21 protein-coding genes and 1 pseudogene are annotated in these 23,795 nt (G+C 63.3%); 10 read left to right on the top strand and 12 right to left on the bottom strand.

What is annotated here, in order from left to right:
* Nucleotides 1–49: 49 nt before the first annotated feature.
* From B3849_RS01120 to lpdA, 5 genes are all read left to right on the top strand, one after another.
* On the top strand, nt 50–3,013 hold the full coding sequence (locus B3849_RS01120; protein ID WP_286779712.1) for a 2-oxoglutarate dehydrogenase E1 component: 2,964 nt from the start codon (nt 50–52) through the stop codon (nt 3,011–3,013).
* A gap of 2 nt (nt 3,014–3,015) precedes the next feature.
* Entirely contained in the window at nt 3,016–4,545 is a 1,530-nt protein-coding gene (gene odhB / locus B3849_RS01115; protein ID WP_005851503.1) for a 2-oxoglutarate dehydrogenase complex dihydrolipoyllysine-residue succinyltransferase, read from the top strand.
* A 30-nt stretch (nt 4,546–4,575) separates the two neighbouring features.
* Complete coding sequence (locus B3849_RS01110) at nt 4,576–4,962, top strand: MAPEG family protein (protein WP_005851501.1); 387 nt, start codon at nt 4,576–4,578, stop codon at nt 4,960–4,962.
* Between the two features lie 12 nt (nt 4,963–4,974).
* Nucleotides 4,975–5,370, top strand: coding sequence for an MAPEG family protein (locus B3849_RS01105; protein WP_005851499.1), 396 nt, complete (start codon nt 4,975–4,977; stop codon nt 5,368–5,370).
* 147 nt (nt 5,371–5,517) lie between these two features.
* Complete coding sequence (gene lpdA, locus B3849_RS01100) at nt 5,518–6,906, top strand: dihydrolipoyl dehydrogenase (protein ID WP_278424885.1); 1,389 nt, start codon at nt 5,518–5,520, stop codon at nt 6,904–6,906.
* Between the two features lie 110 nt (nt 6,907–7,016).
* On the opposite strand, the gene B3849_RS01095 is transcribed toward lpdA, so the two are convergent.
* The 3 genes from B3849_RS01095 to B3849_RS01085 are packed head-to-tail and all read right to left on the bottom strand — an operon-like array spanning nt 7,017 to nt 9,327.
* Nucleotides 7,017–7,748, bottom strand: coding sequence for a lysophospholipid acyltransferase family protein (locus B3849_RS01095; RefSeq protein ID WP_278424884.1), 732 nt, complete (start codon nt 7,746–7,748; stop codon nt 7,017–7,019).
* The gene (locus tag B3849_RS01090) at nt 7,748–8,653 is read right to left on the bottom strand and encodes a cell division protein FtsX (RefSeq protein ID WP_005851493.1); all 906 of its coding nucleotides are present in this window, start codon (nt 8,651–8,653) and stop codon (nt 7,748–7,750) included. The genes B3849_RS01095 and B3849_RS01090 overlap by 1 nt, the downstream gene beginning before the upstream one ends.
* Nucleotides 8,650–9,327 (bottom strand): cell division ATP-binding protein FtsE, encoded by a 678-nt coding sequence (locus B3849_RS01085; RefSeq protein ID WP_074636275.1) that lies wholly within the window; start codon nt 9,325–9,327, stop codon nt 8,650–8,652. The genes B3849_RS01090 and B3849_RS01085 overlap by 4 nt, the downstream gene beginning before the upstream one ends.
* Nucleotides 9,328–9,492: 165 nt before the next feature.
* On the opposite strand from B3849_RS01085, the gene B3849_RS01080 reads away from it, so the two are divergent.
* On the top strand, nt 9,493–10,401 hold the full coding sequence (locus B3849_RS01080) for a zinc-ribbon domain-containing protein (RefSeq protein ID WP_278424882.1): 909 nt from the start codon (nt 9,493–9,495) through the stop codon (nt 10,399–10,401).
* A 52-nt stretch (nt 10,402–10,453) separates the two neighbouring features.
* Here B3849_RS01080 and B3849_RS01075 read toward each other — a convergent pair whose 3' ends face one another.
* The 5 genes from B3849_RS01075 to argH all read right to left on the bottom strand — a co-directional run bounded on the left by B3849_RS01075 (nt 10,454) and on the right by argH (nt 16,266).
* Nucleotides 10,454–13,045, bottom strand: a complete 2,592-nt coding sequence (locus B3849_RS01075; RefSeq protein WP_278424881.1) for a TIGR02302 family protein — start codon at nt 13,043–13,045, stop codon at nt 10,454–10,456.
* A 39-nt stretch (nt 13,046–13,084) separates the two neighbouring features.
* Nucleotides 13,085–14,350, bottom strand: coding sequence for a diaminopimelate decarboxylase (gene lysA / locus B3849_RS01070; protein WP_037943238.1), 1,266 nt, complete (start codon nt 14,348–14,350; stop codon nt 13,085–13,087).
* A 148-nt stretch (nt 14,351–14,498) separates the two neighbouring features.
* Nucleotides 14,499–14,702, bottom strand: a complete 204-nt coding sequence (locus B3849_RS01065; protein ID WP_005851483.1) for a hypothetical protein — start codon at nt 14,700–14,702, stop codon at nt 14,499–14,501.
* Nucleotides 14,699–14,878, bottom strand: coding sequence for a hypothetical protein (locus B3849_RS01060; RefSeq protein ID WP_009826028.1), 180 nt, complete (start codon nt 14,876–14,878; stop codon nt 14,699–14,701). The genes B3849_RS01065 and B3849_RS01060 overlap by 4 nt, the downstream gene beginning before the upstream one ends.
* Nucleotides 14,875–16,266: an argininosuccinate lyase gene (gene argH, locus B3849_RS01055; RefSeq protein ID WP_005851479.1), complete on the bottom strand. Its 1,392-nt coding sequence runs from the start codon at nt 16,264–16,266 to the stop codon at nt 14,875–14,877. Before argH ends, B3849_RS01060 begins: the two co-directional genes overlap by 4 nt.
* Before the next feature lie 22 nt (nt 16,267–16,288).
* Between argH and B3849_RS01050 the strand changes: the two genes are divergently transcribed.
* Complete coding sequence (locus tag B3849_RS01050; RefSeq protein WP_009826027.1) at nt 16,289–16,858, top strand: TlpA disulfide reductase family protein; 570 nt, start codon at nt 16,289–16,291, stop codon at nt 16,856–16,858.
* 33 nt (nt 16,859–16,891) lie between these two features.
* Here the strand turns inward: B3849_RS01050 and B3849_RS01045 are convergent, their stop codons facing one another.
* Nucleotides 16,892–17,965: a Hint domain-containing protein gene (locus B3849_RS01045; RefSeq protein ID WP_278424880.1), complete on the bottom strand. Its 1,074-nt coding sequence runs from the start codon at nt 17,963–17,965 to the stop codon at nt 16,892–16,894.
* 93 nt (nt 17,966–18,058) lie between these two features.
* Nucleotides 18,059–18,976, bottom strand: coding sequence for a lipid A-modifier LpxR family protein (locus B3849_RS01040; RefSeq protein ID WP_278424879.1), 918 nt, complete (start codon nt 18,974–18,976; stop codon nt 18,059–18,061).
* A gap of 184 nt (nt 18,977–19,160) precedes the next feature.
* On the opposite strand from B3849_RS01040, the gene B3849_RS01035 reads away from it, so the two are divergent.
* The gene (locus B3849_RS01035; RefSeq protein WP_174226595.1) at nt 19,161–19,685 is read left to right on the top strand and encodes a winged helix DNA-binding protein; all 525 of its coding nucleotides are present in this window, start codon (nt 19,161–19,163) and stop codon (nt 19,683–19,685) included.
* On the opposite strand, the gene eda is transcribed toward B3849_RS01035, so the two are convergent.
* Nucleotides 19,682–20,329, bottom strand: a complete 648-nt coding sequence (eda, locus tag B3849_RS01030) for a bifunctional 4-hydroxy-2-oxoglutarate aldolase/2-dehydro-3-deoxy-phosphogluconate aldolase (protein ID WP_005851466.1) — start codon at nt 20,327–20,329, stop codon at nt 19,682–19,684. The two genes, B3849_RS01035 and eda, sit on opposite strands and share 4 nt — an antisense overlap.
* 21 nt (nt 20,330–20,350) lie before the next feature.
* On the bottom strand, nt 20,351–22,153 hold the full coding sequence (gene edd, locus B3849_RS01025; RefSeq protein ID WP_037964959.1) for a phosphogluconate dehydratase: 1,803 nt from the start codon (nt 22,151–22,153) through the stop codon (nt 20,351–20,353).
* Between the two features lie 169 nt (nt 22,154–22,322).
* On the opposite strand from edd, the gene B3849_RS01020 reads away from it, so the two are divergent.
* Together B3849_RS01020 and B3849_RS01015 are read left to right on the top strand one after the other, a co-directional pair.
* On the top strand, nt 22,323–23,198 hold the full coding sequence (locus B3849_RS01020) for a BadF/BadG/BcrA/BcrD ATPase family protein (protein ID WP_005851462.1): 876 nt from the start codon (nt 22,323–22,325) through the stop codon (nt 23,196–23,198).
* Nucleotides 23,195–23,795: pseudogene (locus tag B3849_RS01015) on the top strand (N-acetylglucosamine-6-phosphate deacetylase); the annotation flags it as partial. The gene B3849_RS01020 and the pseudogene B3849_RS01015, both read left to right, overlap by 4 nt.

The following is a 23,795-nucleotide window of genomic DNA, read 5'->3' as shown; positions in this document are numbered from 1 at the left end:
GGCCCCGCCGCTCTTACTTAAACGTCGCGCTCTCATCAGAGGTATCGCCATGACAGACCAACCCAAAAACGACCAGTTCCACGATACCTCCTTTCTCGAGGGGCAGAACGGCGAATACCTAGAGGCAATGTATGCCCGCTATGCCAGCGATCCCAATGCGGTTGATGGCGCATGGCAGGCGTTCTTCGAAGCGATGGACGATGACCACGCCGATGTTCAGGCAGAGGCCGCAGGCCCATCCTGGGCGCGCAGCGATTGGCCCCCTGTCCCGCAGGACGAACTGACCTCTGCATTGACCGGCCAGTGGCCCGTCCCGACCGAAGCGAAAGCCGCCGGTCATAAGATTACTGAAAAAGCCTCCTCCAAGGGGATCGAACTGTCTGACGCGCAGGTACAACGTGCCGTGCTCGACAGTATCCGCGCGTTGATGCTGATCCGCGCCTACCGTATCCGTGGCCACCTTGCCGCCGATCTTGACCCGCTTGGCATGCGCGACAGCGACACCCAACCTGAACTGGACCCGGCCGCCTATGGCTTCGGGCCCAAGGACATGGATCGCCCGATCTTTATCGACAATGTGCTTGGCCTCGAGATCGCGACGATGAAACAGATCGTCGATATCGTCAAAAGCACCTACTGCGGCACCTTCGCGCTGCAATACATGCACATCTCTGATCCCGAACAGGCCGCGTGGCTGAAAGAGCGGATCGAGGGCTACGGCAAGGAAATCCAGTTCACCCGCAATGGCCGCAAAGCCATCCTGAACAAGCTGGTAGAGGCCGAAGGTTTCGAGAAATTTCTGCACGTCAAATACATGGGCACCAAGCGGTTCGGCCTTGATGGCGGCGAAAGCCTGATCCCCGCGATGGAACAGATCATCAAGCGCGGCGGTCAGCTGGGCATTCAGGACATCGTGATCGGCATGCCGCACCGTGGCCGTCTGTCGGTGCTGGCAAACGTCATGCAGAAACCCTACCGCGCGATCTTCAACGAGTTTCAGGGCGGCAGCTTTAAACCCGATGATGTCGACGGCTCCGGCGATGTGAAATACCACCTCGGCGCGTCCTCCGACCGTGAATTCGACGGCAACACCGTCCACCTGTCGCTGACCGCCAACCCGTCCCACCTTGAAGCGGTGAACCCCGTTGTTCTGGGCAAGGTCCGCGCCAAGCAGGACCAACTGAACGACAAGGAACGCACCTCCGTGATGCCGATCCTGCTGCACGGGGATGCGGCCTTTGCCGGTCAGGGTGTCGTGGCCGAATGTTTCGCTCTCTCGGGCCTGCGCGGGCACCGTACCGGCGGGACCATGCATATCGTGGTGAACAACCAGATCGGTTTCACCACAGCGCCGCACTTCAGCCGCTCCAGCCCTTATCCGACCGATAACGCGCTGGTCGTCGAGGCTCCGATCTTCCACGTCAACGGCGACGACCCCGAAGCGGTCGTGCACGCGGCCCGCGTGGCGACGGAATTCCGTCAGAAGTTCAAGAAAGACGTGGTCATCGATCTGATCTGCTACCGCCGCTTTGGTCACAACGAAGGCGACGAGCCGATGTTCACCAACCCGGTGATGTACAAGAAGATCAAAAAGCAAAAGACCACGCTGACGCTCTATACCGAGCGTCTGGTGAAAGACGGCCTGATCCCCGAGGGCGAGATCGAGGATATGAAAGCCGCTTTCCAGGAGAAGATGAACACCGAATTCGAGGCCGGCAAAGAATACCGCCCCAACAAGGCCGATTGGCTGGATGGCAAGTGGTCGCACCTCGATAAGGCCAAGGAAAAGAAATACCAGCGTGGCAAGACAGCCATCGCCGCCGAAACCATGGCGGATGTGGGCAAGGCGCTGACCGCCGCCCCCGACCGCTTTCCGCTGCATAAAACCGTGGCGCGCCTGCTGGACGCCAAGGCCGAGATGTTCAAATCCGGCGAAGGCTTCGACTGGGCCACAGCCGAGGCGCTGGCCTTTGGCTCGCTCTTGACCGAAGGGTACAAGGTCCGTCTGTCCGGTCAGGACTCCGCCCGCGGCACCTTCTCGCAGCGTCACTCGGCCCTGATCAATCAGGAAAACGAAGACCGCTACTACCCGCTGAACCACATCCGCGAAGGTCAGGCAGAATACGAAGTCATCGACTCCATGCTGTCGGAATACGCGGTTCTGGGCTTTGAATACGGCTACTCGCTGGCGGAACCCAACGCGCTGACCCTGTGGGAAGCGCAGTTCGGCGACTTTGCCAACGGCGCGCAGATCATGTTCGACCAGTTCATTTCCTCTGGCGAAAGCAAATGGCTGCGCATGTCCGGCCTCGTCTGCCTGATGCCCCATGGCTATGAAGGGCAAGGGCCCGAACACTCCTCCGCGCGTTTGGAACGCTTCCTGACCATGTGCGGTGGCGACAACTGGATCGTGGCGAACTGCACCACGCCCGCGAATTACTTCCACCTGCTGCGCCGCCAGCTGCACCGCAGCTACCGCAAGCCGCTGATGTTGATGACGCCGAAATCCCTGCTGCGCCACAAGCTGGCCGTCAGCAAGGCCGAGGAATTCACCACCGGCTCCTCTTTCCACCGCGTCCTCTGGGACGATGCGGAACAGGGCAACTCGGACACCACATTGGCAGCGGACGACAAGATCAAGCGCGTCGTCATGTGTTCCGGCAAGGTCTATTACGACCTGCTGGAAGAACGCGACGCCCGTGGCATCGACGACATCTACCTGCTGCGTTTCGAACAATTCTATCCGTTCCCCGCGCAATCCGCTGTGAAAGAGCTGGAACGCTTCAAGAATGCGGAAATGGTATGGTGTCAGGAAGAGCCCAAGAACCAAGGGGCATGGTCCTTCATCGAACCCAATATCGAATGGGTTCTGGGCCGTATCGACGCCACCCACACCCGTCCGACCTATGTCGGTCGCGCCACCTCGGCCTCGCCTGCGACCGGCCTTGCCTCCCAACACAAAGCACAACAAGCAGCCCTCGTTGACGAAGCGCTGACCATCGAAGGAAAATAACCATGACAAGCGAAGTACGCGTCCCTACCTTGGGTGAATCCGTAACCGAAGCGACCGTGGCAACATGGTTCAAAAAGCCCGGCGATAGCGTCGCAGTCGACGAAATGCTCTGCGAGCTGGAAACCGATAAGGTCACCGTCGAAGTGCCCTCCCCCGTGGCGGGCACTCTGGCCGACATCGTCGCCGCCGAAGGCGAAACCGTCGGCGTTGACGCGCTGCTGGCCAATATCTCCGAAGGGGATGCGGCCCCGGCGAAATCCGAAGCCCCCAAGGCGGTCGATGCTGGTGCCGAAGACGTGAAACCCCGCGACGCTGCCGATGATGTCGACGTCATGGTCCCCACCTTGGGCGAATCCGTGTCCGAGGCGACCGTCAGCACGTGGTTCAAGACCGTCGGTGACCACGTCGAAGCCGATGAAATGCTGTGCGAGCTGGAAACCGACAAGGTCAGCGTCGAAGTGCCCGCGCCGACATCGGGCACGCTGACCCAGATCATCGCCGAAGAAGGCAGCACGGTCGAGGCCAACGGCAAGCTCGCCGTGATCAGCCAGGGCGAAGGCGGCAGCGCAAGCAAACCCGCCGATGATACCGCTGAACCCAAAGCGGGCGGTCAGGTCCCTGCCCCCGGCAACGCGCCCTCGGGCGATGTCGAAGACGCGCCTTCCGCCAAGAAAGCCATGGCCGAAGCCGGCATCAGCCGCGATCAGGTCACCGGCACAGGCCGGGACGGACGTGTGATGAAGGAAGACGTGGCCAAGGCCGTTGCCGCTGGCAAGAACGCGGCAAAACCTGCCGCAGCCGCGCCACGCGCCCCATCGGCACCCCAGGACGCCGCCCGCGAGGAACGCGTCAAGATGACCCGTCTGCGCCAGACCATTGCGAAACGTCTGAAAGACAGCCAGAACACCGCTGCCATGCTGACGACCTATAACGAGGTCGACATGACAGAGATCATGGCCCTTCGGAACGAATACAAAGATCTGTTCCTGAAAAAGCACGGCGTTAAACTCGGCTTCATGTCCTTCTTCACCAAGGCCTGTATCCACGCCCTGAACGAAGTACCCGAAGTGAACGCCGAAATCGACGGCACCGATGTGGTCTACAAGAACTACGTCAACATGGGCATCGCGGCCGGCACACCCACCGGTCTGGTCGTGCCCGTGGTCAAGGACGCGCAAGCGATGTCCTTTGCCGACATCGAAAAGGAAATCGGTGAACTGGGGGCCAAGGCCCGCGACGGCAAACTGTCCATGGCGGAAATGCAGGGCGGCACGTTCACTATCTCTAACGGTGGTGTCTATGGCTCCCTGATGTCCTCGCCGATCCTGAACCCGCCACAATCGGGTATTCTCGGGATGCACAAGATTCAGGACCGCCCCATGGCGATCAATGGTCAGGTCGTGATCCGTCCGATGATGTATCTGGCGCTCAGCTATGACCACCGCATCGTGGACGGCAAAGGTGCCGTGACCTTCCTCGTCCGCGTGAAAGAAGCGCTCGAAGACCCACGCCGCCTGCTGATGGACCTGTAACCCACCACACCCACCGCCCGGAAAGGACAAATGATGACAGAGACCACGATACTCGCCGCCTATGGCCTGCTCGTTATGCTGACAATCTTGCTTCAGGTTCTGGGCGGTGCACAACAACTCAGCCTGGGCTATCTGCTCTCGTCGCGCGACGAGGACCGGTCGATGACCGGCATGACGGCCCGGCTGAAACGCGCATTGGACAACTCCATCGTGGCAATGGCGCTCTTTGCCCCGGCGGTGCTGATCCTCGAAATGCTGGACCGCACCAATGCCACGTCCCTGCTGGCCGCACAGGTCTTCCTCATCGCACGGATCATCTATCTGCCGGTCTATGCGCTTGGCGTGCCCGCGATCCGGACCCTCGCATGGCTGGCGGGCTTTGCCGCCACCGCCATTCTCTATTTCCTCGCGCTATAGCGGACCGCCAAGATGACACCCGAACTCACCGTTCTGACCCTCGCGGCGCTGCTCCAGGTCGTGACCTTTGTCGCCTATGCGATCCCTGCCAACCGCGAGGTCGGCCCCGGCTACACCATGTCCGCGCGCGACCGAGAACCGTCGAAATCGCTCTCTGACAGGACCGCCCGTCTGGGCCGCGCCTTCAACAATATGTTCGAAGCGCTGGCGCTTTTCGCCGTCGCCGTCGTGGTGCTGCAGATGTCCGGCCAGAACACGACCTACACCGCCATTCTCGCATGGATCTTCCTCGCGGCCCGCGTCGCCTATGTGCCCGCCTATGCGCTTGGCCTGCGTCCCGGACGCTCGCTGATCTGGGCCGTGGGCCTTGGTGCGACGGTGCTGATGCTGCTGGCCGCGCTGTTTTGATCTTCCAAATGGCATAGATCCCGGGGGCGTGCGCTTGCGCACGGGGGCAGCGCCCCCTAGCCTTGACCGCAACACGCCCCGCCCCTGCATGCCTGAACGCCACACTTTCTACTCTACCCCAATTCCCGACCACCAAGGAGACCTTCCATGTCCAGCTACGATGTCATCATCATCGGCTCCGGCCCCGGCGGCTATGTATCCGCCATCCGCTGCGCCCAACTGGGCCTCAAAACCGCCTGTGTCGAGGGCCGCGAGACGTTGGGCGGCACCTGCCTGAACGTCGGCTGTATCCCGTCCAAGGCGCTGCTGCATGCCACGCATATGCTGCACGAAGCCGAACACAATTTTGCCGACATGGGCCTCAAGGGTAAAAGCCCTTCGGTCGATTGGGCGCAGATGCAAACCTACAAACAGAACACGATCGACACCAACACCAAGGGGATCGAGTTCCTGTTCAAGAAGAACAAGATCGACTGGATCAAAGGCTGGGCCACCATCCCCGAAGCTGGCAAGGTCAAGGTCGGTGACGAGATCCACGAGGCCAAGAACATCATCATCGCCACAGGGTCCGAACCCTCTGCCCTTCCCGGTGTCGAGGTTGACGAAAAGGTCGTCGTCACCTCCACCGGCGCGTTGGCGCTGAACAAGATCCCGAAAAAGCTGGTCGTGATCGGCGCGGGCGTCATCGGGCTCGAACTCGGCTCTGTCTACGCGCGTCTGGGGGCCGAGGTGACGGTTGTCGAATATCTCGATGCGATCACCCCCGGCATGGACGGCGAAGTGCAAAAGAACTTTATGCGTATCCTGAAAAAGCAGGGCGTCAACTTTGTCATGGGCGCCGCCGTACAAGGCACCGAAGCCTCCAAGACCAAAGCCAAGGTGACCTACAAGCTGCGCAAGGATGACAGCGAACACACGCTGGACGCCGACGTTGTTCTCGTCTCCACCGGCCGCAAGCCGTTCCACGACGGTCTGGGTCTTGAAGGTCTGGGGGTCGAGCTGACCAAACGCGGCCAGATCGCGGTAAGTGACACCTGGGAAACCTCGGTCAAAGGCATCTACGCCATCGGCGACGTCATTGAAGGCCCGATGCTGGCGCATAAGGCCGAAGACGAAGGCATGGCCGCAGCAGAGGTCGTGGCGGGCAAACATGGCCACGTGAACTATGGCGTGATCCCCGGCGTGATCTACACCCACCCCGAGGTTGCCAATGTCGGTGCCACCGAAGAGCAGCTGAAAGAAGCAGGCCGCGCCTATAAGGTCGGCAAATTCAGCTTTATGGGCAACGCCCGTGCCAAGGCCGTCTTCGCGGGCGAAGGCTTCGTCAAGCTGATCGCCGACAAGGAAACAGACCGCATCCTCGGCGCGCATATCATCGGCCCCGGCGCAGGCGATCTGATTCACGAGGTCTGCGTTGCGATGGAATTCGGAGCCTCTGCCGAGGATCTGGCGATGACCTGCCATGCGCATCCGACCTACTCCGAAGCGGTCCGCGAAGCGGCGCTGGCCTGTGGCGATGGCCCGATCCACATGTAAGGCAGCCGACTGCATCGAAACGACAAAGGGTGGACCGATTGGCCCACCCTTTTTTGTGTTCTAACCGTTGTGTCCTAACCGTCGTGCGCGCCGATCGGTAGGGGCAGCGCCTAGCTCGGTTGAGGGGTTTTGAACCCCGCCTCGGCCAAGAGCGCGTCCGACCGTGTCTCGACCGTTTCTTCAAGCCGTTTCATGAAGGCGGCCCGCTCCAACCCCGGTGCGATGGGGGTCAGGAACTCGACCACTGCCACACCCGGACGCCGGTACAGCCCGCGCCGTGGCCAGAAGTAACCGGCGTTGGTGGCGACGGGGACGCAGGGCTGGCCCATCTGCTCGTACAGTGCGGCAGTGCCTGCCTTATAGGGTACAGACAGGCCGGGCGCGACGCGTGTGCCTTGTGAATAGATGACAAGCTGGCCCGGTTCGGCCTCGCCCGCTTTGACATCGGCCAGCATCTTGGAAATCGCCGCACCACGTTTGCCACGGTTCACCGCGACCATCTGCATGCGCTTGGCATATTGCCCGATCACCGGCGTCATCAAAATCTCGCGTTTCATGATGAATTTCGCGCGCGGCAGAATGTGAAAGATCATCAGGATATCAAGGAAAGACTGGTGTTTGGCGGCGACCAACACGGCCCCGTCCGGCACGTCGCCCCGCACCTCGCACCGCAGCCCGACGATGACCTTCGCCATCCACATGGTCCCCGCCGCATAGGCCTTGCACGCCGCATAGGCCCCCCGCCTCGAGAACATCGCCCAAGGCGCGTAAAGCAGCCCCAGAAGCGGCATATAGACCGTGGCCAGCACGATGAAGGTCAACGATCGTATCCACTGCAACATTATGCGAGTTCCTTTAATGTACGGCGCGCGGCCGCCCCTGTGGCCGCAAAGGCGACACCACCGGACAGAAACGGGATCACCAGCGGCACAACCCAGTGCCAGCCCTGAAAGCCCAAACCCGTCAGAAAGCCCCCCGCGTCAGCGGTGCTTGGCAACAGCAGTATCGCCAGCAGCCCGACCCCCGTGCCCGCCGCAGCGCCGGTCAGCGCACGCAGGGTGAAACGCCGGATAAAGGCCTGCGCGATATAGCTGTCGGTCGCGCCCACCAGACGCAAAACAGCAATGACCTGAGCGTTGGCCGACAGCGCCGCATTGGCGGCAAGTGTCACCATCGCGGCCAGCGTCGCGATGATCAGGATCATGGAGACCCAGCCCAGAAGCTTCAGCCGCGACGCGGCCTTGACCAGCGGCGCGCGCCAGCGGCTGTGATTGTCCAGAACCGCCCCTGGCACCTCTGCCGCGAGGCGCAGGCGCAGGCCATCGGCGTCCATGCCGTCGTCCTCTTCGATGATCTCGATCAGGCGGGGCACCGGCAGGGCATCAATGGCCAGTTCCGGACCGAACCAGGGGGCCAGCAGGGATTGCTGCTCTTCATCCGTGAGGGCGCGGGCTGTGGCGACGCCTTTGGTCGTCTCGAGGATGCGCAAGGCGGCCTCGGTCTGGGCGCTGCGCTGGTCGATGGGGGCCACAACACGGATCGTCGCGGTACGTGCCAACTCTTGCCCCCAGATATTCGCCAACCGTCCCGAGGCCAGCGACAGCGCCAGCGCAAAGACCGCCAGAAACGCCATCGTTCCCGCGGCAAACAGGGTCAACTGCGCGGTAAACCCCGACGGCGGCACCACACGGTCCGCCTGACGGTCGCCGTTCCATAGCGCGGTCAGCGCAATGCGCAGCATCTTCATAGATCCGCCCCCGCCAGCTGGATGCGCCGGTTGGCGATACGCAAGACACGCGCCTGCACCTGCGCCTTGGTGGCACGGATCAGCCCCAGATCGTGGGTCGCGATCAACACGGTCTTGCCCATGCGGTTCAGTTCTACCAGCAGGCGAAGCAGGCGCTGCGACATTTCCCAGTCAACGTTGCCGGTGGGTTCATCCGCAAGCACCACATCGGGCGACATGATCACCGCACGGGCCAGCGCCGCACGCTGGCGCTCACCGCCCGACAGCTCTGGCGGCAGGGCCTCGGCGCGGCTGCTCAGCCCGACCCACGACAGCAGCTCTTGCAGATCGTCGCCGCCGGTTTCCGCATGGCGGCCCGACACGGTCAGCGGCAAACCGATGTTTTCGGCAACCGGCAAATGGTTCAGGAATTGGCAATCCTGGTGCACCACACCCACACGCCGCCGGATCATCGCGATGTCATCGCGGTCCATCGCACGCACGTCCTTGCCAAACAGCGACACATGCCCCGCCGTGGGCAGCAGCGCGCCATAGCAGAGCTTCATCAAAGTGGTCTTGCCAGAGCCGGACGGACCCGTCAGAAAATGGAACGACCCCGGCGCCAGCTTGACCGAGATATCGGACAAAAGCTCGCCCCCGCCATAGCTGTAAGCCACGTTTTCAAACTCGATCACACGCATATCCCGCTTGGTTTGAACTGTTGTGCCCCAGCACCGCTTGGGTTTCAATGCACCCCGGCGCAGCCATTGCATGAAGATTGCACTTTTCCTACGGTTTTCTAGGACATAAGGTTGATCTGACGTGAAAACGAAGAGGTTTCCAATGGTTCGGGGCGCAACATGAGACTGATCTGTCCCAATTGCGATGCGCAGTACGAGGTCCCGGACGAGGTGATGCCCTCTTCCGGTCGCGACGTGCAATGTTCGAACTGTGGCCAGACCTGGTTCCAGCACCACCCCGATTTCCCCCCTCTCGATGACGAGGACGACAGCAGGATCAGCACGGTTTCCGCCGCTCTGTCCGGGCGCGATGATGCGGATGACGGCGTCGCGCGCGAACGCGATGTAGATGCACCCGCCCCAGCAAACACACCCGGGCCCGACGAAGACGCAGCGGAAGACCCCGACGCGGGCGAATCCGCGCATCCCGCCCCGCCACCGCGCAAGCAGCTTGACCCTTCGGTCGCCGATATTCTCCGGCAAGAGGCCGAGGCGGAACAAGAAGCCCGCCGTCGCCGTCAGGCTCAGACCCTTGAAAGCCAGCCTGATCTGGGGCTTGAAGAAGCAGACCAACCCAGCGAAAGCGACCGCGCGCAGCAGGCCAAGGCCCGCATGTCGCGTCTGCGCGGCGAAGAGCAGCACAGCGTTGCCGAGACCACAGCCGCCGCGGCGGCCGTTGCATCGCGCCGCGAATTGCTGCCCGATATCGAAGAGATCAATTCCACCCTGCGCACCGGATCAGAACGGCGCGTGATCCCGAACACGGGCGCAGACGCCGGGCGCGATACCCATGCGGACCCGAAACAGCGGGGCGGGTTCAGCCGCGGGTTCGTGCTGATTGTCGCGCTCGCCTCTGTGCTGGTGCTGCTATACGTCTTTTCGCCGCAAATCTCGGAAGCGGTTCCCGCGCTGCGCCCCTATCTTGCGCTTTACGTCGCGCAGGTGGACAGCGCGCGCCAATGGCTGGACGAGATGTTGCAATCAACGCTGCAATGGCTGGATGCACGGGCGTCGCAGTCGGGCAGCTAAAACGGATCGGGCCCGTCCTTTTGGCGGCCCCGTCCTTGCGCCCTCAATCCTATCAGAAACGGTCCAGCAGACGGCGCAGGTAGTCGCGTTCGACCTCTGGCCGCGTCGCCTCGCCCGAGCGGCGACGGATCTCGTCCAGCAGTTCACGCGCGCGGCCATAGGCGTCGTTATCCAGCGCCAGATCACCCTCTGACCCCTGCGCGCCATTCGCCCCCTGCTCGCGCCCTAAAGGGTCCGTGTTCTCGGCACGGCGGTTGCCCTGCGCGGTGCCTTGCCCTGGCTCGGACGCCTGCTGGTCCTGTTCCATCGCCTCGCCCAAGGCGCGCATACCCTCGCGCAGCGCTTCCATCGCCTGCGACTGGTTATCGATCGCTTCGGCCAGATCGTCGCGGCGCAAAGCCTCTTCGGCACCGTCCATCGCGCGGCCGGCACGGTCCAGCGCATCGCGCGCGGCGTCACCTTCGGGGGTGCCACTACCGGGCAGGCGCCCTTCCTGACGGCGCAGTTCATCGCGCAGCGCTTGCTGACGGTCAGCGATCGATCCCTGTCCCGGCCCCGGTTCGCCCTGGCCATTGTTCTGGCCCGGCTGCTGCCCCGGTTGGCCGGGCTGGTTGCCCTCCTGTTGCGGGCCGGGCTGCTGGCCCTGGTCCTGCCCCTGTTGCTGGCCGTCATCGGCATTGGGGTTGAACCTGTCCTGCAAATCGCGGAACGCCTGATCGCTTAGCTCTTGCTGCTCGCGCAGGCTATCGGCCAGCCCCTCCATCGCCTGTTCACCCTCGGATTGCCCACCTTCGCCCGGCTGGCCTTGGGTAACACGCATATTCTCCATCATCTCTTGCAGCTCGCGCAGCGCCTGTTCGGCCTCTGCCATGCGGCCCTGCTCCATCAGTTCCTGAATCCGGTCCATCATGCGTTGCAGGTCGTCCTGCGTCATCTGCATGGTCTCGCCCTGCTGGCCTTGCTGCTGGTCGCCGTTCTCACCTTCTTGCGCCTGCTGGCGTTGCAACTGGCGCATATAGTCGTCGGTGGCGCGGCGCAGCTCTTCCATCAGCTCTGCGATCTCGGCGTCCGAGGCACCGTTCTTCATCGCCTCTTGCAAACGCTCCTGTGCGCGGCGCATCCGGTCCAGCGCATCGGCCAGCACGCCTTCCTCCAGCTCAATCGCCAAGTCCCACAGATCATCCGCGATCTCGGCCTGCACCTCGTCGGACAAACCATAGCGGGCGCGAATTTCGATCCGTTCAATCAGCCGCCGCAAGCGCAGCGCCGCCGTGTCAGAGCGGAACACATCCTCCGGACGATAGGACACCGCCCGCAAGACCTGCGCGAGGGTGTCGGCGTTGCCCTTGGCCCAGAGCAGATCGCGCCGCTGTTCAATTACGGCCGCCGCCAGCGGATCGAAAAAGCGTCGTCCCGGCAGGGTCATCTGCGTCGGCGGGGTGGTCGCCTGTTGTTCCGACGCATCCAGCACGCTCAGCGTGACGGTGACCGGCAGGTTGGCCCAAGGATGTTTGGAAAAATCGTCGATCAGGTTCTCTTCGAAATCGCGGCGGTCCCCGGCAATGGGCAGCGACAGCGGCACGATCATCCCGGCCCGCGGATCAGGGTCAACCGCCAGCCCATAGCGGCGGTCCACAGCGGCCAGATCCAGATCAATCCGCGCCTCGCCCGCTTCAACGCCATAGTCGTCCCGCGCCACAAAGGGCAGTTGCATCTCGCCAAGGGCGGTCACCTCGGGCGGGCCTGCAATCTCGACCTGCGGTTTGGCGTCGGGCAGCATCGTCACGTCCCACGTTCGCCCGTTCGGCCCGTCGATGGCGATCTGTCCACTTTGGCTGACTTTGAAGTCCTGCACGATGGCGGGGGCGTCCCCCTCTGGACGGGTCTGGCCCGAGACGGTCTCGGTCACCGACAGCGCCCCCACTTCGCCATACATGCGCAGGGTGATCAGCGTGCCCGCAGGCAGGTTCAGCGGGCCTTCGGCAAGGTCGGAGAGATAGAGCGTCGGCTTGCCGGTATAGCGCGGTGGCTCCGCCCAGCCTTCCCAGACTGGCCCCGAGGCCAAAGCCCCTCCGCCCGCCGTCAGACCCGCAACCGACCCGATGCGCAGCACCGACCCAAAGACCAGCGCCGTAACGAAAGCCAGCAGCGCGACATAGCGCAGGGCAAAGGGATCACGGCGCGCCACGCGCAAGTCCGCAGGCACCGCCTGCGCAGCGGCGGCACGGGCGGCCATGCGGCGCTGATGTGCCTGCCACACCGCAGCAGAGGCATCATCCCCCGCGCCGATCGCCTGCACATCCATCAGCGCCTGAATGGGGCGTCCGGGCAGGCTGGCGTCAAGGCGGGTCAGCGCCTCTATCCGGCGGGGGATGCGTAAATGGCGCAGCGCATAGACCAGCGCCCCGACAGCGGCCAGCGTCACAACAACGACAGCGCCCGTCACGACAGACATCGGAACGGTATCGTGCAGCCCCAGCATCAGCACCGCCAGAACAGCCAGCACCAAGGCAATCAGCGGCCAGAACGCCTGCACCAACACCTCGGCCCAGATACCGGCCCAGGTCAGACGCAGGGGCCAACGGATCGACTTGAGACCCTGCTCGGGCGAGTGGTCGTCATCCTTGGCGGTGAAAAGCGTCATGCGGGCCCTGCTTTCAAAAGCCGGACACGCAAGGCGCGGTCACAGCCATTCAGGAATGGTATCGCGATTTATCATTTCGTCAAAGGTCGGGCGTCGGCGGATAACCGCAAATTGATCGCCATGGACCAGCACCTCGGGGATCAGCGCACGAGAGTTGTATTCGCTGGCCATCACCGCGCCATAGGCACCGGCACTGCGGAAGGCCACCAGATCGCCCGCGGCCAGCTTTGGCATCATGCGCTGCTTGGCAAAGGTATCACCGGATTCGCAGACCGGCCCGACAATGTCATAGGGCTGCTGCTCGGCCCCTGCTTCGGCTTCGACGACGGGGATGATATCGTGATGGGCTTCGTACATGGCGGGGCGGATCAGGTCGTTCATCGCACCGTCGATGATCAGGAAATCGCGGCCCTCGCCGGATTTGACATAGATCACCTCGCTCACCATGAGGCCGGCGTTGCCCGCGATCAGGCGGCCCGGCTCAATCTCGATCTCGCAGCCTAGATGGCCAAGCGTCTTTTGCACCATCGCGCCGTAATCCGTGGGCAGCGGCGGGGCGGCATTGCTACGCTCATAGGGGATTCCCAGCCCGCCGCCCAAATCCAGACGACGGATGGTATGCCCGTCGGCGCGCAGCTGCTCTGTCAGTTCGGCAACCTTCTGGTACGCCAGTTCGAACGGCGTCAGATCGGTCAGCTGGCTGCCGATGTGCACATCGATGCCCACGACCTCTAGCCCCGGCATCGCGGCGGCCATGCGGTAGACTTCGCGGGCGCGGGCAATGGGGATACCGAATTTATTCTCGGACTTGCCGGTCGCGATCTTGGCATGGGTTTTGGCGTCGACATCGGGGTTCACGCGGATGGTGATCGGCGCGACCTTGTCCATCGACCGCGCGACGGCGTCCAGCACCTCCATCTCGGGTTCGGATTCGACGTTGAACTGGCGGATGCCGCCCTCAAGCGCGAGCCGGATTTCAGAGACCGTCTTGCCCACACCCGAGAACACGATCTTGTCGCCGGGCACGCCTGCCGCCTTGGCACGCAGGTATTCCCCAGCCGACACCACATCCATGCCCGCCCCCGCCTGCGCGAGCGTTTTCAGCACCGCTTGGTTCGAGTTCGCCTTCATCGCGTAGCAGACCAGATGGTCCATCCCGTCCAGCGCATCGTCAAAAGCCTTGAAGTGGCGCAGCAACGTGGCGGTGGAATAGACGTAAAAGGGTGTGCCGACCGCGGCTGCGATCTCGGAGATGGCGACATCCTCGGCGAACAGCGCGCCATCGCGGTACAGGAAATGATCCATAGTTTCAGGCTCCTAAGCTTTTCCCGCCGAAAGCTGCCGGCGATCGTTTACGGGCGGCGGACCGCAGGGACAGGCATCGCGGCAGACCACAGCTTACCCCAATACCAAAGGCGGCGGGAATGGCAATCAGCGCCACCCGCCCCGCCGGTCAGAATGTCTTGGAAACGCCCACATCCACATGCCCCGAGATATGCACACCGGGCTCATAGTTGCTGCGATGCTTGCGGGTGGCGGTATCCGTCGCGGGGGGATAGGCGCGGCTGTCATGGGCGCTTGGCGCATGGCGTTGCGCGCTGTCGCAGCCCGCCAGTACCGCCAGTGCAACCACGGCCAGCACCGCCGCGCGGATCACAGCGCCGCCCCCAGACCAAGCCGGAACGGGCCGCGGCCAAGGGTGACGCCAGTGCCCACCGACATGCCTGACGACGACAGCGTCACCGTGCTATTGACCTGCGGCGGCACGGGTTCCCCGTCCACACCACAGGCGGCGAGAGTCAGCAACAAGGCAATAATGGCGACGGGTTTCATCCGATGATCCCTTTCCAGCGGGCCACCTGCGCGCGCACCTGTGCGGGCGCGGTGCCTCCGTAAGACATACGCGAATTGACGGAATTTTCCACGCCCAAAACGTCAAAGACATCTGCCGTGATGTCGCCATGGGCCGATTGCATCTGCTCCAGCGTCAGATCCGGCAGGTCGCAGCCGTTCTGTTCGGCCAATGCCACCAGCGATCCGGTGATGTGATGCGCATCGCGGAACGGCAGCCCCAGCACGCGGACCAGCCAATCGGCCAGATCGGTCGCGGTGGAAAAGCCCGATCCCGCCGCCGCAGCAAGGCTTTCGCGGTTCGCGGACATATCCTTGACCATGCCTTCCATCGCGGCCAGCGCCAGCATCAGGTTGTCAGCGGCGTCAAAGACCTGTTCTTTGTCTTCCTGCATGTCCTTGGAATAGGCCAGCGGCAGCCCCTTCATCACCATCATCAGGGCCACATTGGCCCCCATGATCCGGCCGATCTTGGCGCGGATCAACTCTGCCGCGTCGGGGTTCTTTTTCTGCGGCATGATGCTCGACCCGGTCGAGAAACGGTCCGACAGGGTCACGAAACGGAACTGCGCCGAGGACCAGATCACCAGCTCTTCGGCGAAACGGCTCAGGTGCATGGCGCAGATCGACGCAGCGCTCAGGAATTCAAGCGCGAAGTCACGGTCGCTGACCGCGTCCAGCGAATTGGCGGCCGGACGGTCAAAGCCAAGCGCCTGTGCGGTCATGTCGCGGTCAATCGGAAAGGACGTGCCCGCAAGCGCAGCCGCGCCCAAAGGCGATTCATTCATCCGCGCACGCGCGTCGCGCATTCGGCTCAGATCGCGGCCAAACATCTCGACATAGGCCATCATGTGGTGGCCCCAGGTGACCGGCTGCGCGGTCTGCAAATGGGTGAAACCGGGCATGACCCAATCGGCTCCGGCCTCTGCCTGACCCAGCAAGGCCTTGATCAACGCCAACAATCCGCTTTCGGCGGCGTCGAACTGGTCGCGGGTCCACAGTTTGAAATCGGTCGCAACCTGATCGTTGCGCGACCGGCCCGTGTGCAGACGGCCTGCGGGTTCGCCGATCACCTCTTTCAGGCGCGCCTCGACGTTCATGTGGATGTCTTCCAGCGCGGTCGAATAGGCAAATGTCCCGCCCTCGATCTCTGACAACACCGTGAGCAACCCTTTCCGAATGGCATCGGCATCGCTATCACTAATGATGTCTTGTGCAGCCAACATGGCGGCATGGGCACGCGACCCGGCAATGTCCTGGGCGGCCATACGCTGGTCAAACGAGATCGAGGCGTTGATCGCCTCCATGATCGCGTCTGGTCCGGCGGCAAAACGGCCACCCCACATTTTGTTCGAAGTCGTATCGGTCATCAGGCAACCCCTCGGAGGGAAAATGAAAAAGATTATGCTCGCGCTCGTTTATACGGCCCTTGCCCTTGGTGCAAACCCCAGCTTTGGGCAAAGCGCCGACATCAAGCCCCTGCGCGACGGTGATATGAAGAAACTGGTCGTGCACGATTCCCCCGTTGCCACCTCCTCTGTCGCGTTCCAGCTTGAGGATGACGGCGGCGAGACGACGCTTGAGGCGTGGCAGGGCAAATATGTGCTGATCAACTTCTGGGCCACGTGGTGCGCGCCCTGCCGCAAGGAAATGCCGCAGCTGAACGCGCTGCAAAAGGAATTCGGCGGCGATGATTTCGAGGTGCTGACCATCGCCACGGGCCGCAACACGCCCGACGGGATCAAACGGTTCTTCGCGGATGCGGGCGTCGATAGCCTGCCACGCCACCAAGACCCGAAACAGGCGCTGGCCAGTCAGATGGGCATTTTCGGCCTGCCGATCACCGTGATCATGGACCCCGAGGGACGTGAAATCGCACGCTTGCGCGGTGATGCGGATTGGTCGAGCGACAGCGCAAAAGCCATCGTGCAGGCATTGATCGCGGGCAAGGCAGACAGCTAGGCCCGCCCCAAGAAAGCAGGCGATCCGGCGGCGTCAGGCGGCGTGCGCGAGGATCGCCGCTTCGGACATCGACAGATTACGCCGCGCATAGCCGCCATAGGTATGCGGATCAAAGGCGATCTGTGGAAACTGGTCCAGCAGCCGCGCGCGGTCCGTCGCGTCCAATGTCTCTAGCGCGGCAGAGGCAGGGTGAAAGCTTTCCGTCTCTACGCCGTTGGCCCAAAGCACCTCGTGGAAATCGAGCAGGAGGTGGATATAAGTCACCTCGCGCGCATGGGCATCGATGGTGACACTGCGCCCGTTCACCAGATCCCGCGCGGTGACAAGCACCTCGTCCGTGTTGAACAAGTCATGCGCGACGCGCCCCTTCACCAGCATCCGGTGGCTGGGCGACACCAGCAAATCCGCGTCAGGCTGCGCGCCCCCCAAAGCACCGGCGCGAAATCGGATGGGGCGCAGCTGCGGCATCGCGAACAATCGCGCCCCGCTCATCCGGCGGCTACCGATCCAGCGCACGGGTTGCAGGCCGTTGTCTTTCGTCTGGACGTGATCGCCCTCGCGCAGTTGTTCGATCCGGCATGCGCCATCGGCGGTGCGGATCATCGTGCCGGGGGTAAAGCAGATGACGCCGCTGCTGTATTGCGCCGCCCGATCTGCCGCGGCGGTGTTCAACGTATGCGCGACGACCCACAGATCGGTATTGCGCGGCGGCAGCGCGTCAAGGAACATCAGCAGCGGCTGGCTGCCCTGACCGACCTCGATCACTGTCACCAGATAGGTCTGCGCGCCGTCGGTCACGGTAAAGCTGTTATCCATCAACGGGGTGTCGCGGTCACTGGCGAAAGACCGGTGCGGCGGCGTGGTGCCGTCCAGGGCGGCCCCGACCAAACGATGCACCATCCGCGCAGCCCGTCTGCGCAGATCCCCTGCCTCGTCCGCCTGATCCAGCCGCAGCACGTCATTCGGCCCGTCAACGCGAATTGAATCGCCCCGCCACGCCCAGGCTGCCCCCACCTTGAGGGATTGCACCGGTGCGGCGTCCAGCCCGTCTATTTCTGTCTGCGACCAGCTTATGACAAACGTGCCTCGAAAGCCCGTTTTAACCACTGTTCGTGCCTCGTCGTATTATTATTGCCCCAAGGCTATCAAAACCGTTCCCCGCTGGAAAGAACGAATCACCCTATGCACGGGGCCTGCGCGTCAGAAGTCGATCTTGATGCGTACAGAGCCGACAAGCTGGTGATCGGGCTGCGTCTCGTATTCCTTGCCCAGCCACGTCAGACCATAGAACGCCGAGGCCCGCTTGCCCTGCCAATGCACCCCGGCACGCAGACGATCGCGGCGCGGGGTCAGGTCATAGCCACGATCCGACGGCAGGAACACGCTGTCGCTGACCCGCGCGATATCGGCCCCGACGACAAAGCCAAAGCCCGTGGCGTCGCGGTTCTGCACCACGCGGTAACGCTGGCCGGTGGTGCTGTCGCGCACCAACATTTCCCCGCGTGTGATGTTGCCAAAGGTCAGGTCAAAGCCCGCGCGAACGAATGTCTCTATCCCCGCCTGCCCTTCGACAAAGGGGCGCAGGCTTGTCCGCGCGCCAATCGGAAAGCTGCGCCCGATTTCGACCAGAACCGTAGGGTGAAAGCCGTTTTCGATCTGGTTATCCAACACCCGATCAGAGGGCGAGGTCGCGTCGATGATGTCGTGAATACCCCGTTGCAGATCATCCAGATGGGTCTGCGGACCGGTGGCATAGATCGCCGCCCCGACCGAATATTCCACAGCATCGCGTTCGAAATGGGTGTGCATCCCGACGGACAGGGCACCGGCCCAGGGGCGCGATCCGGCTTGAGGGCGACGCAGGTTCGCGGGGGAGAGCACCTCTACCCCCAAACGCAGCTCGATCAACTGCCCAAAGCGGTCGGGCAAGCGCCCCGTCCACTGCGGCCCCCAGACGCGGGACGACACATAGGCGCCCGTGCGCTCGCGGTCGCGAAACTCTCCGATGGAATCATTGGAAATCAGACGGCCATAGCCAAGGCGTTCCCGCTCTGTCGCTTGCGCACTCACGGGCAAAAGCAAAAGCGCGGCCAATACCGGCACAAGAAATCGCAGCATCGTCACTCCTATCGCAATGGCTGTAAGGGTCGGCACCCGTTGCCCCTTTGCTAACGCGCCCTGCCGCGTCGCGCTATCCTCGGTACATTTTTCTTAGGCGGGCGTGTCCTTGGCGCACAGACCGATTGCGCGATACCGACAATTCGCTAACATAACGACAGTGAAAACCAGCCTTGAGGCACTGATGTCAGACCCAAAATCGCACCCGTCCCGCCGTATCGTCTCTTCCCGTCACCTTGCCGAGGGCGAAGGGTGGGAAGCGTCCGAGCTCGAATACGGGATGATCATCGCCTACAACGCCTTCTCGCGCTGGATGTCGCGCTGCATGGCGGCGGCGGGCAATGCCGACCTGACCCCGCTGGAAATACTGGTGCTGCACAACACCAACCACCGCGACCGTGAAAAACGGCTGACGGACATCTGCTTTCTGCTGAATATCGAAGATACGCATACGGTGAACTACGCGCTGCGCAAACTGCTGAAATCCGGCCTGCTAGAGGCCGAGAAACGCGGCAAAGAGGTATTCTATCGCACCTCCGCCAGCGGAGCCGAGCTGATAGAGACCTACCGCGCGGTGCGCAACACCTGCCTGATCGACAGCATGGGGCGCACCGATATCAAAGGCGACGACCTGCGCGAGATCGCGGCGCAGCTGCGCGCGATCTCGGGTCAGTATGATCAGGCCAGTCGCGCGGCGGCGTCGCTTTAACCGCGGCTGCCTAGGGTACTGGCGGCGCGGGCCAGTTCGGTGATCGCCGCCCAATCGCCCTTGCGCATCAGATTGTCCGGCGCGACCCAGCTGCCGCCCGCGCAAACCACATTAGGCAGAGACAGGTAGCTTTCCGCATTGGCAGGGCTCACGCCGCCCGTGGGGCAGAACCGCACCTGAGGCAGCGGCGAGGACAGCGATTTCAGGAAGGGCGCTCCACCCGCAGCTTCAGCAGGGAAGAACTTGAGCATATCATAGCCGCGTTCATAAAGACGCATCGCCTCCGACGCGGTGGCGGCACCGGGCAACATCGGCAGGCCCAGATCTTCGGCCGCTTGCAGCAGTTTATCCGTGGCACCGGGCGACACCCCAAAGGTCGCGCCCGCATCCACCGCACGTTTGACATCATCGGGGGTCAGCAACGTGCCCGCCCCGACAACGCCGCCTTCGACTTTGGCCATCTCGGCAATGACCTCAAGCGCGGCATCGGTGCGCAGCGTCACCTCTAGCGCGGGCAATCCGCCTGCGACCAAAGCTTCGGCCAGGGGGCGGGCGTGCAGCGCGTCATGCACCACCAGGACCGGCACGATGGGAGCACGTTTACAGATGGCATAGGCAGCGGCGCTGGCGTCTTGCGGGGTCATCGGATCATCCTCTGGTCAGGTTCAAATGCTGCTGGCGCCGGTATCAGCCGCGCCAACCGTGTTGCGGAAAGTGGCAAACAGCTCGCGCCCCTGCCCGTATTCATTGCCCGACAGATCAGCCGTGGCGACCGGGCGCTCCATCGCGCCGGGGGTCAGGACCGTCAGCTGCCCGTCGCGGGCGTCGACGCGCACGATATCACCGTCTTGCAAACGTGCAATCGGCCCGCCGTCCACCGCTTCGGGACACACGTGGATCGCGCTCAATACCTTGCCCGAAGCACCGGACATGCGCCCGTCGGTGACCAGCGCCACCTTCAGCCCGCGCGCCTGCAGGTTCGCCAGCACCGGCGTCAGGCTGTGCAATTCGGGCATGCCGTTGGCCTTGGGCCCCTGAAAACGTACGACGACGATGACATCCTCGTTGAACTCACCATTGCGATAGGCGTCTTTCACGCTTTCCTGATCATGGAACACGCGGATCGGGGCTTCGACGATGTGATGCTCCGGCTTCACGGCAGAGACTTTGGTGACCGCATTGCCAAGGTTCCCCGCCAGACGTTTCAACCCGCCGGTGGGCTGGAAAGGATCGCCAATGGGGCGCACGATCTTTTCGTTCAGCGTCTCAGTCGGGCCTGCGACCCATTCGATCGCGCCATCCTTGAGCTTGGGGTCTTGGGTGTAGCGCGACAGCCCGTCGCCCGCGATGGTCTTGACCTCGTCATGCAGCAAGCCGCCCGCCATGAGCTGACCGATCATAAAGCCCAAGCCCCCCGCCGCGTGGAAGTGGTTCACATCGGCCAAGCCGTTCGGATAGACCCGCGCCAGCAGCGGCGTGACATCGGCAAGGTCCGAGAAATCCTGCCAGTCCAGCACGATCCCACCGGCCCGCGCCATCGCGACAAGGTGGATCAGCAGGTTGGTCGACCCGCCCGTCGCATGCAGGCCGACGATGCCGTTCACATAGGCTTTTTCGTCCAGCACATCGCAAACGGGTGTGTATTCATTGCCCAGATGGCTGATCGCCAGCGCCCGCTGCGTACCCGCAACGGTCAGCGCATCACGCAGGGGCGTGTTGGGGTTCACAAAGGACGCGCCGGGCAGGTGCAGGCCCATGAACTCCATCAACATCTGGTTGGTGTTGGCGGTGCCATAGAAGGTGCAGGTGCCCGGCCCGTGGTAGGCCGCCATCTCCGACGCCATCAGCTCTTCGCGCGTGGCCTCGCCTGCGGCGAATTTCTGGCGCACGATCGCTTTCTCGTCGTTGGAGATACCCGAGGTCATCGGCCCCGCAGGCAGGAACACCGCCGGCAGATGCCCGAAAGCCTGCGCCGCGATCACCAGACCGGGCACGATCTTGTCACAGACCCCCAGATAGATCGCGGAATCGAAAGTGTTGTGGCTTAGCCCGACACCCGCCGCCATGGCGATGATGTCCCGCGAAAACAGGCTCAGTTCCATCCCCGGGGTGCCTTGGGTCACGCCGTCACACATGGCAGGCACGCCGCCTGCGACCTGTGCCGTCCCGCCCGCCGCGCGCGCGGTGTCGCGGATCAGGGTCGGAAAGCGTTCAAACGGCTGGTGTGCCGACAGCATGTCATTATAAGTCGTGATAATCCCGATATTGCCCGCCGATTGCGTCGCCAGCGCGGCTTGGTCCTGCCCCGCACCGGCATAGGCATGCGCCTGCCCGCTGCACGAAAGATGCGCCCGCGCCGGCCCTTCCTCGGCGGCGCGGCGCATCCGCGCCAGATAGGCACCCCGGCTTGGCGCGCTGCGTTCGATGATCCGGTCGGTGACACGGGCTACGGTATCGTTCAACATCATGCTTTCCTTCGTGACGTGGGTGGGCCTAAGGGCCTTCCTACAAAGACGTGAGTATGTTAGCGCTAACTTATCACGCACATGTGCCATTTGCAAACCCGTTGCGACCCTGGGTAAAACGAATGGCGAAAATTGTCTTTCCCCGCCAAAACAGGTGCCCTAAACAATTCGGATGACACAAATAGACCCTCCTTTCCTGATTGGCGTTGACGGAGGCGGCACCGGTTGCCGCGCCGCTGTTGCCACCCCCGATGGCCGTATCCTTGCCGAAGGCAAAGGCGGGCGGGCGAATGTCAGCACCGATTGCGCCACCGCGATCGACAGCGTGCTCACCGCGACGCGCAACGCGATAGAGAGCGCCGGTCTGGATGTCGCCGACATGCCCCGTGCCGTGGCTCATCTGGGGCTTGCGGGATACACGGGGCCGGAAATGGGCCCGCGCGTGCAGGCGGGTCTGCCCTTTGCCAAATCCGTCGTGACCGAAGACACCACCACCACCATCGTCGGTGCCGTCGGAGAGCAGGACTGCCACCTGATCGCCCTTGGCACCGGCACCATCGTGGGCCGCCAAAAGGCCGGCGTGCAGACCTGTATCGGCGGCTGGTGTTATCAGGTCTCGGATCAGGCGTCGGGTGCGTGGCTGGGGCATGGCGTGCTAGAGCAGACCTTGCTCGTCGTCGACGGGATCACCCCCGCCAGCCCCCTGTCGCAGCAGATGCTGGATAAATTCGGCGGTGGCGCGGGCATCGTGCAGTTCAGCCTCAAGGCGCGGCCCGGCGATTTCGCCACCCTTGCCCCCGATGTGGTACAGGCCGCCGCCGCGGGCGACAGCATCGGACGGGCGCTGATGGCAAGCGGGGCCGATTACCTGACCCGCGCCCTGATCGCGCTAGACCACCAGCCCGGCGGCCCGCTGTGCCTGACCGGCGGCGTCGGCCCCCATTACGCCGCCTATCTGCCCGACACGCAGACCGCCCATCTGGTCGAAACCAAAGGTCGCGCACTCGACGGGGCCGTCGCACTGGCCCTGCGCGCCGCGCGGGCATGACCGCCCCCCTCACCGCCTATACCGGCGCGCGCATTTTTGACGGGCACGATCTGCTGACCGGTCACGCACTTGTGGTGCACCCCGACGGCATCCCGCGCATCACACCCCTGACCGCGCTGCCGACGGGGGCCAAAACCCGGAGGCTCAACGGGGGCATCCTCTCCCCCGGGTTTGTGGATCTGCAAGTGAACGGCGGGGGCGGCGTGATGCTCAATAGCGCGCCCGATCTGGACACGCTGCACACCATGGCCGCCGCGCACCGACGGCTTGGCACCCGCGCATTTCTTTCCACGTTGATCACCGACACCCCCGCCCATAGCCGCGCTGCCATCACCGCCGTGGCAGAGGCGTTGCACCTGGGCATGCCGGGTATCGCGGGGCTCCACCTTGAAGGGCCGCATCTGAGCCTTGCCCGCAAAGGTGCCCATGACGGCAGCCTGATCCGCCCCCTGTCTGACGCTGATATGGCGATGCTGACCGATGCCGTGGCCCGGATCCCGAACCTGATGATGACCCTCGCCCCCGAAAACGCCACCCCCGATCAGATCGCGGCGCTGACGCAGGCGGGTGTGCTGGTGTCGCTGGGCCATAGCGATT

The organism is Sulfitobacter sp. UBA4523 (genome assembly GCF_002388305.1).
Classification (GTDB): Bacteria; Pseudomonadota; Alphaproteobacteria; order Rhodobacterales; family Rhodobacteraceae; genus Sulfitobacter; species Sulfitobacter pontiacus.
This window is presented reverse-complemented; position numbering and strand designations above follow the sequence as displayed.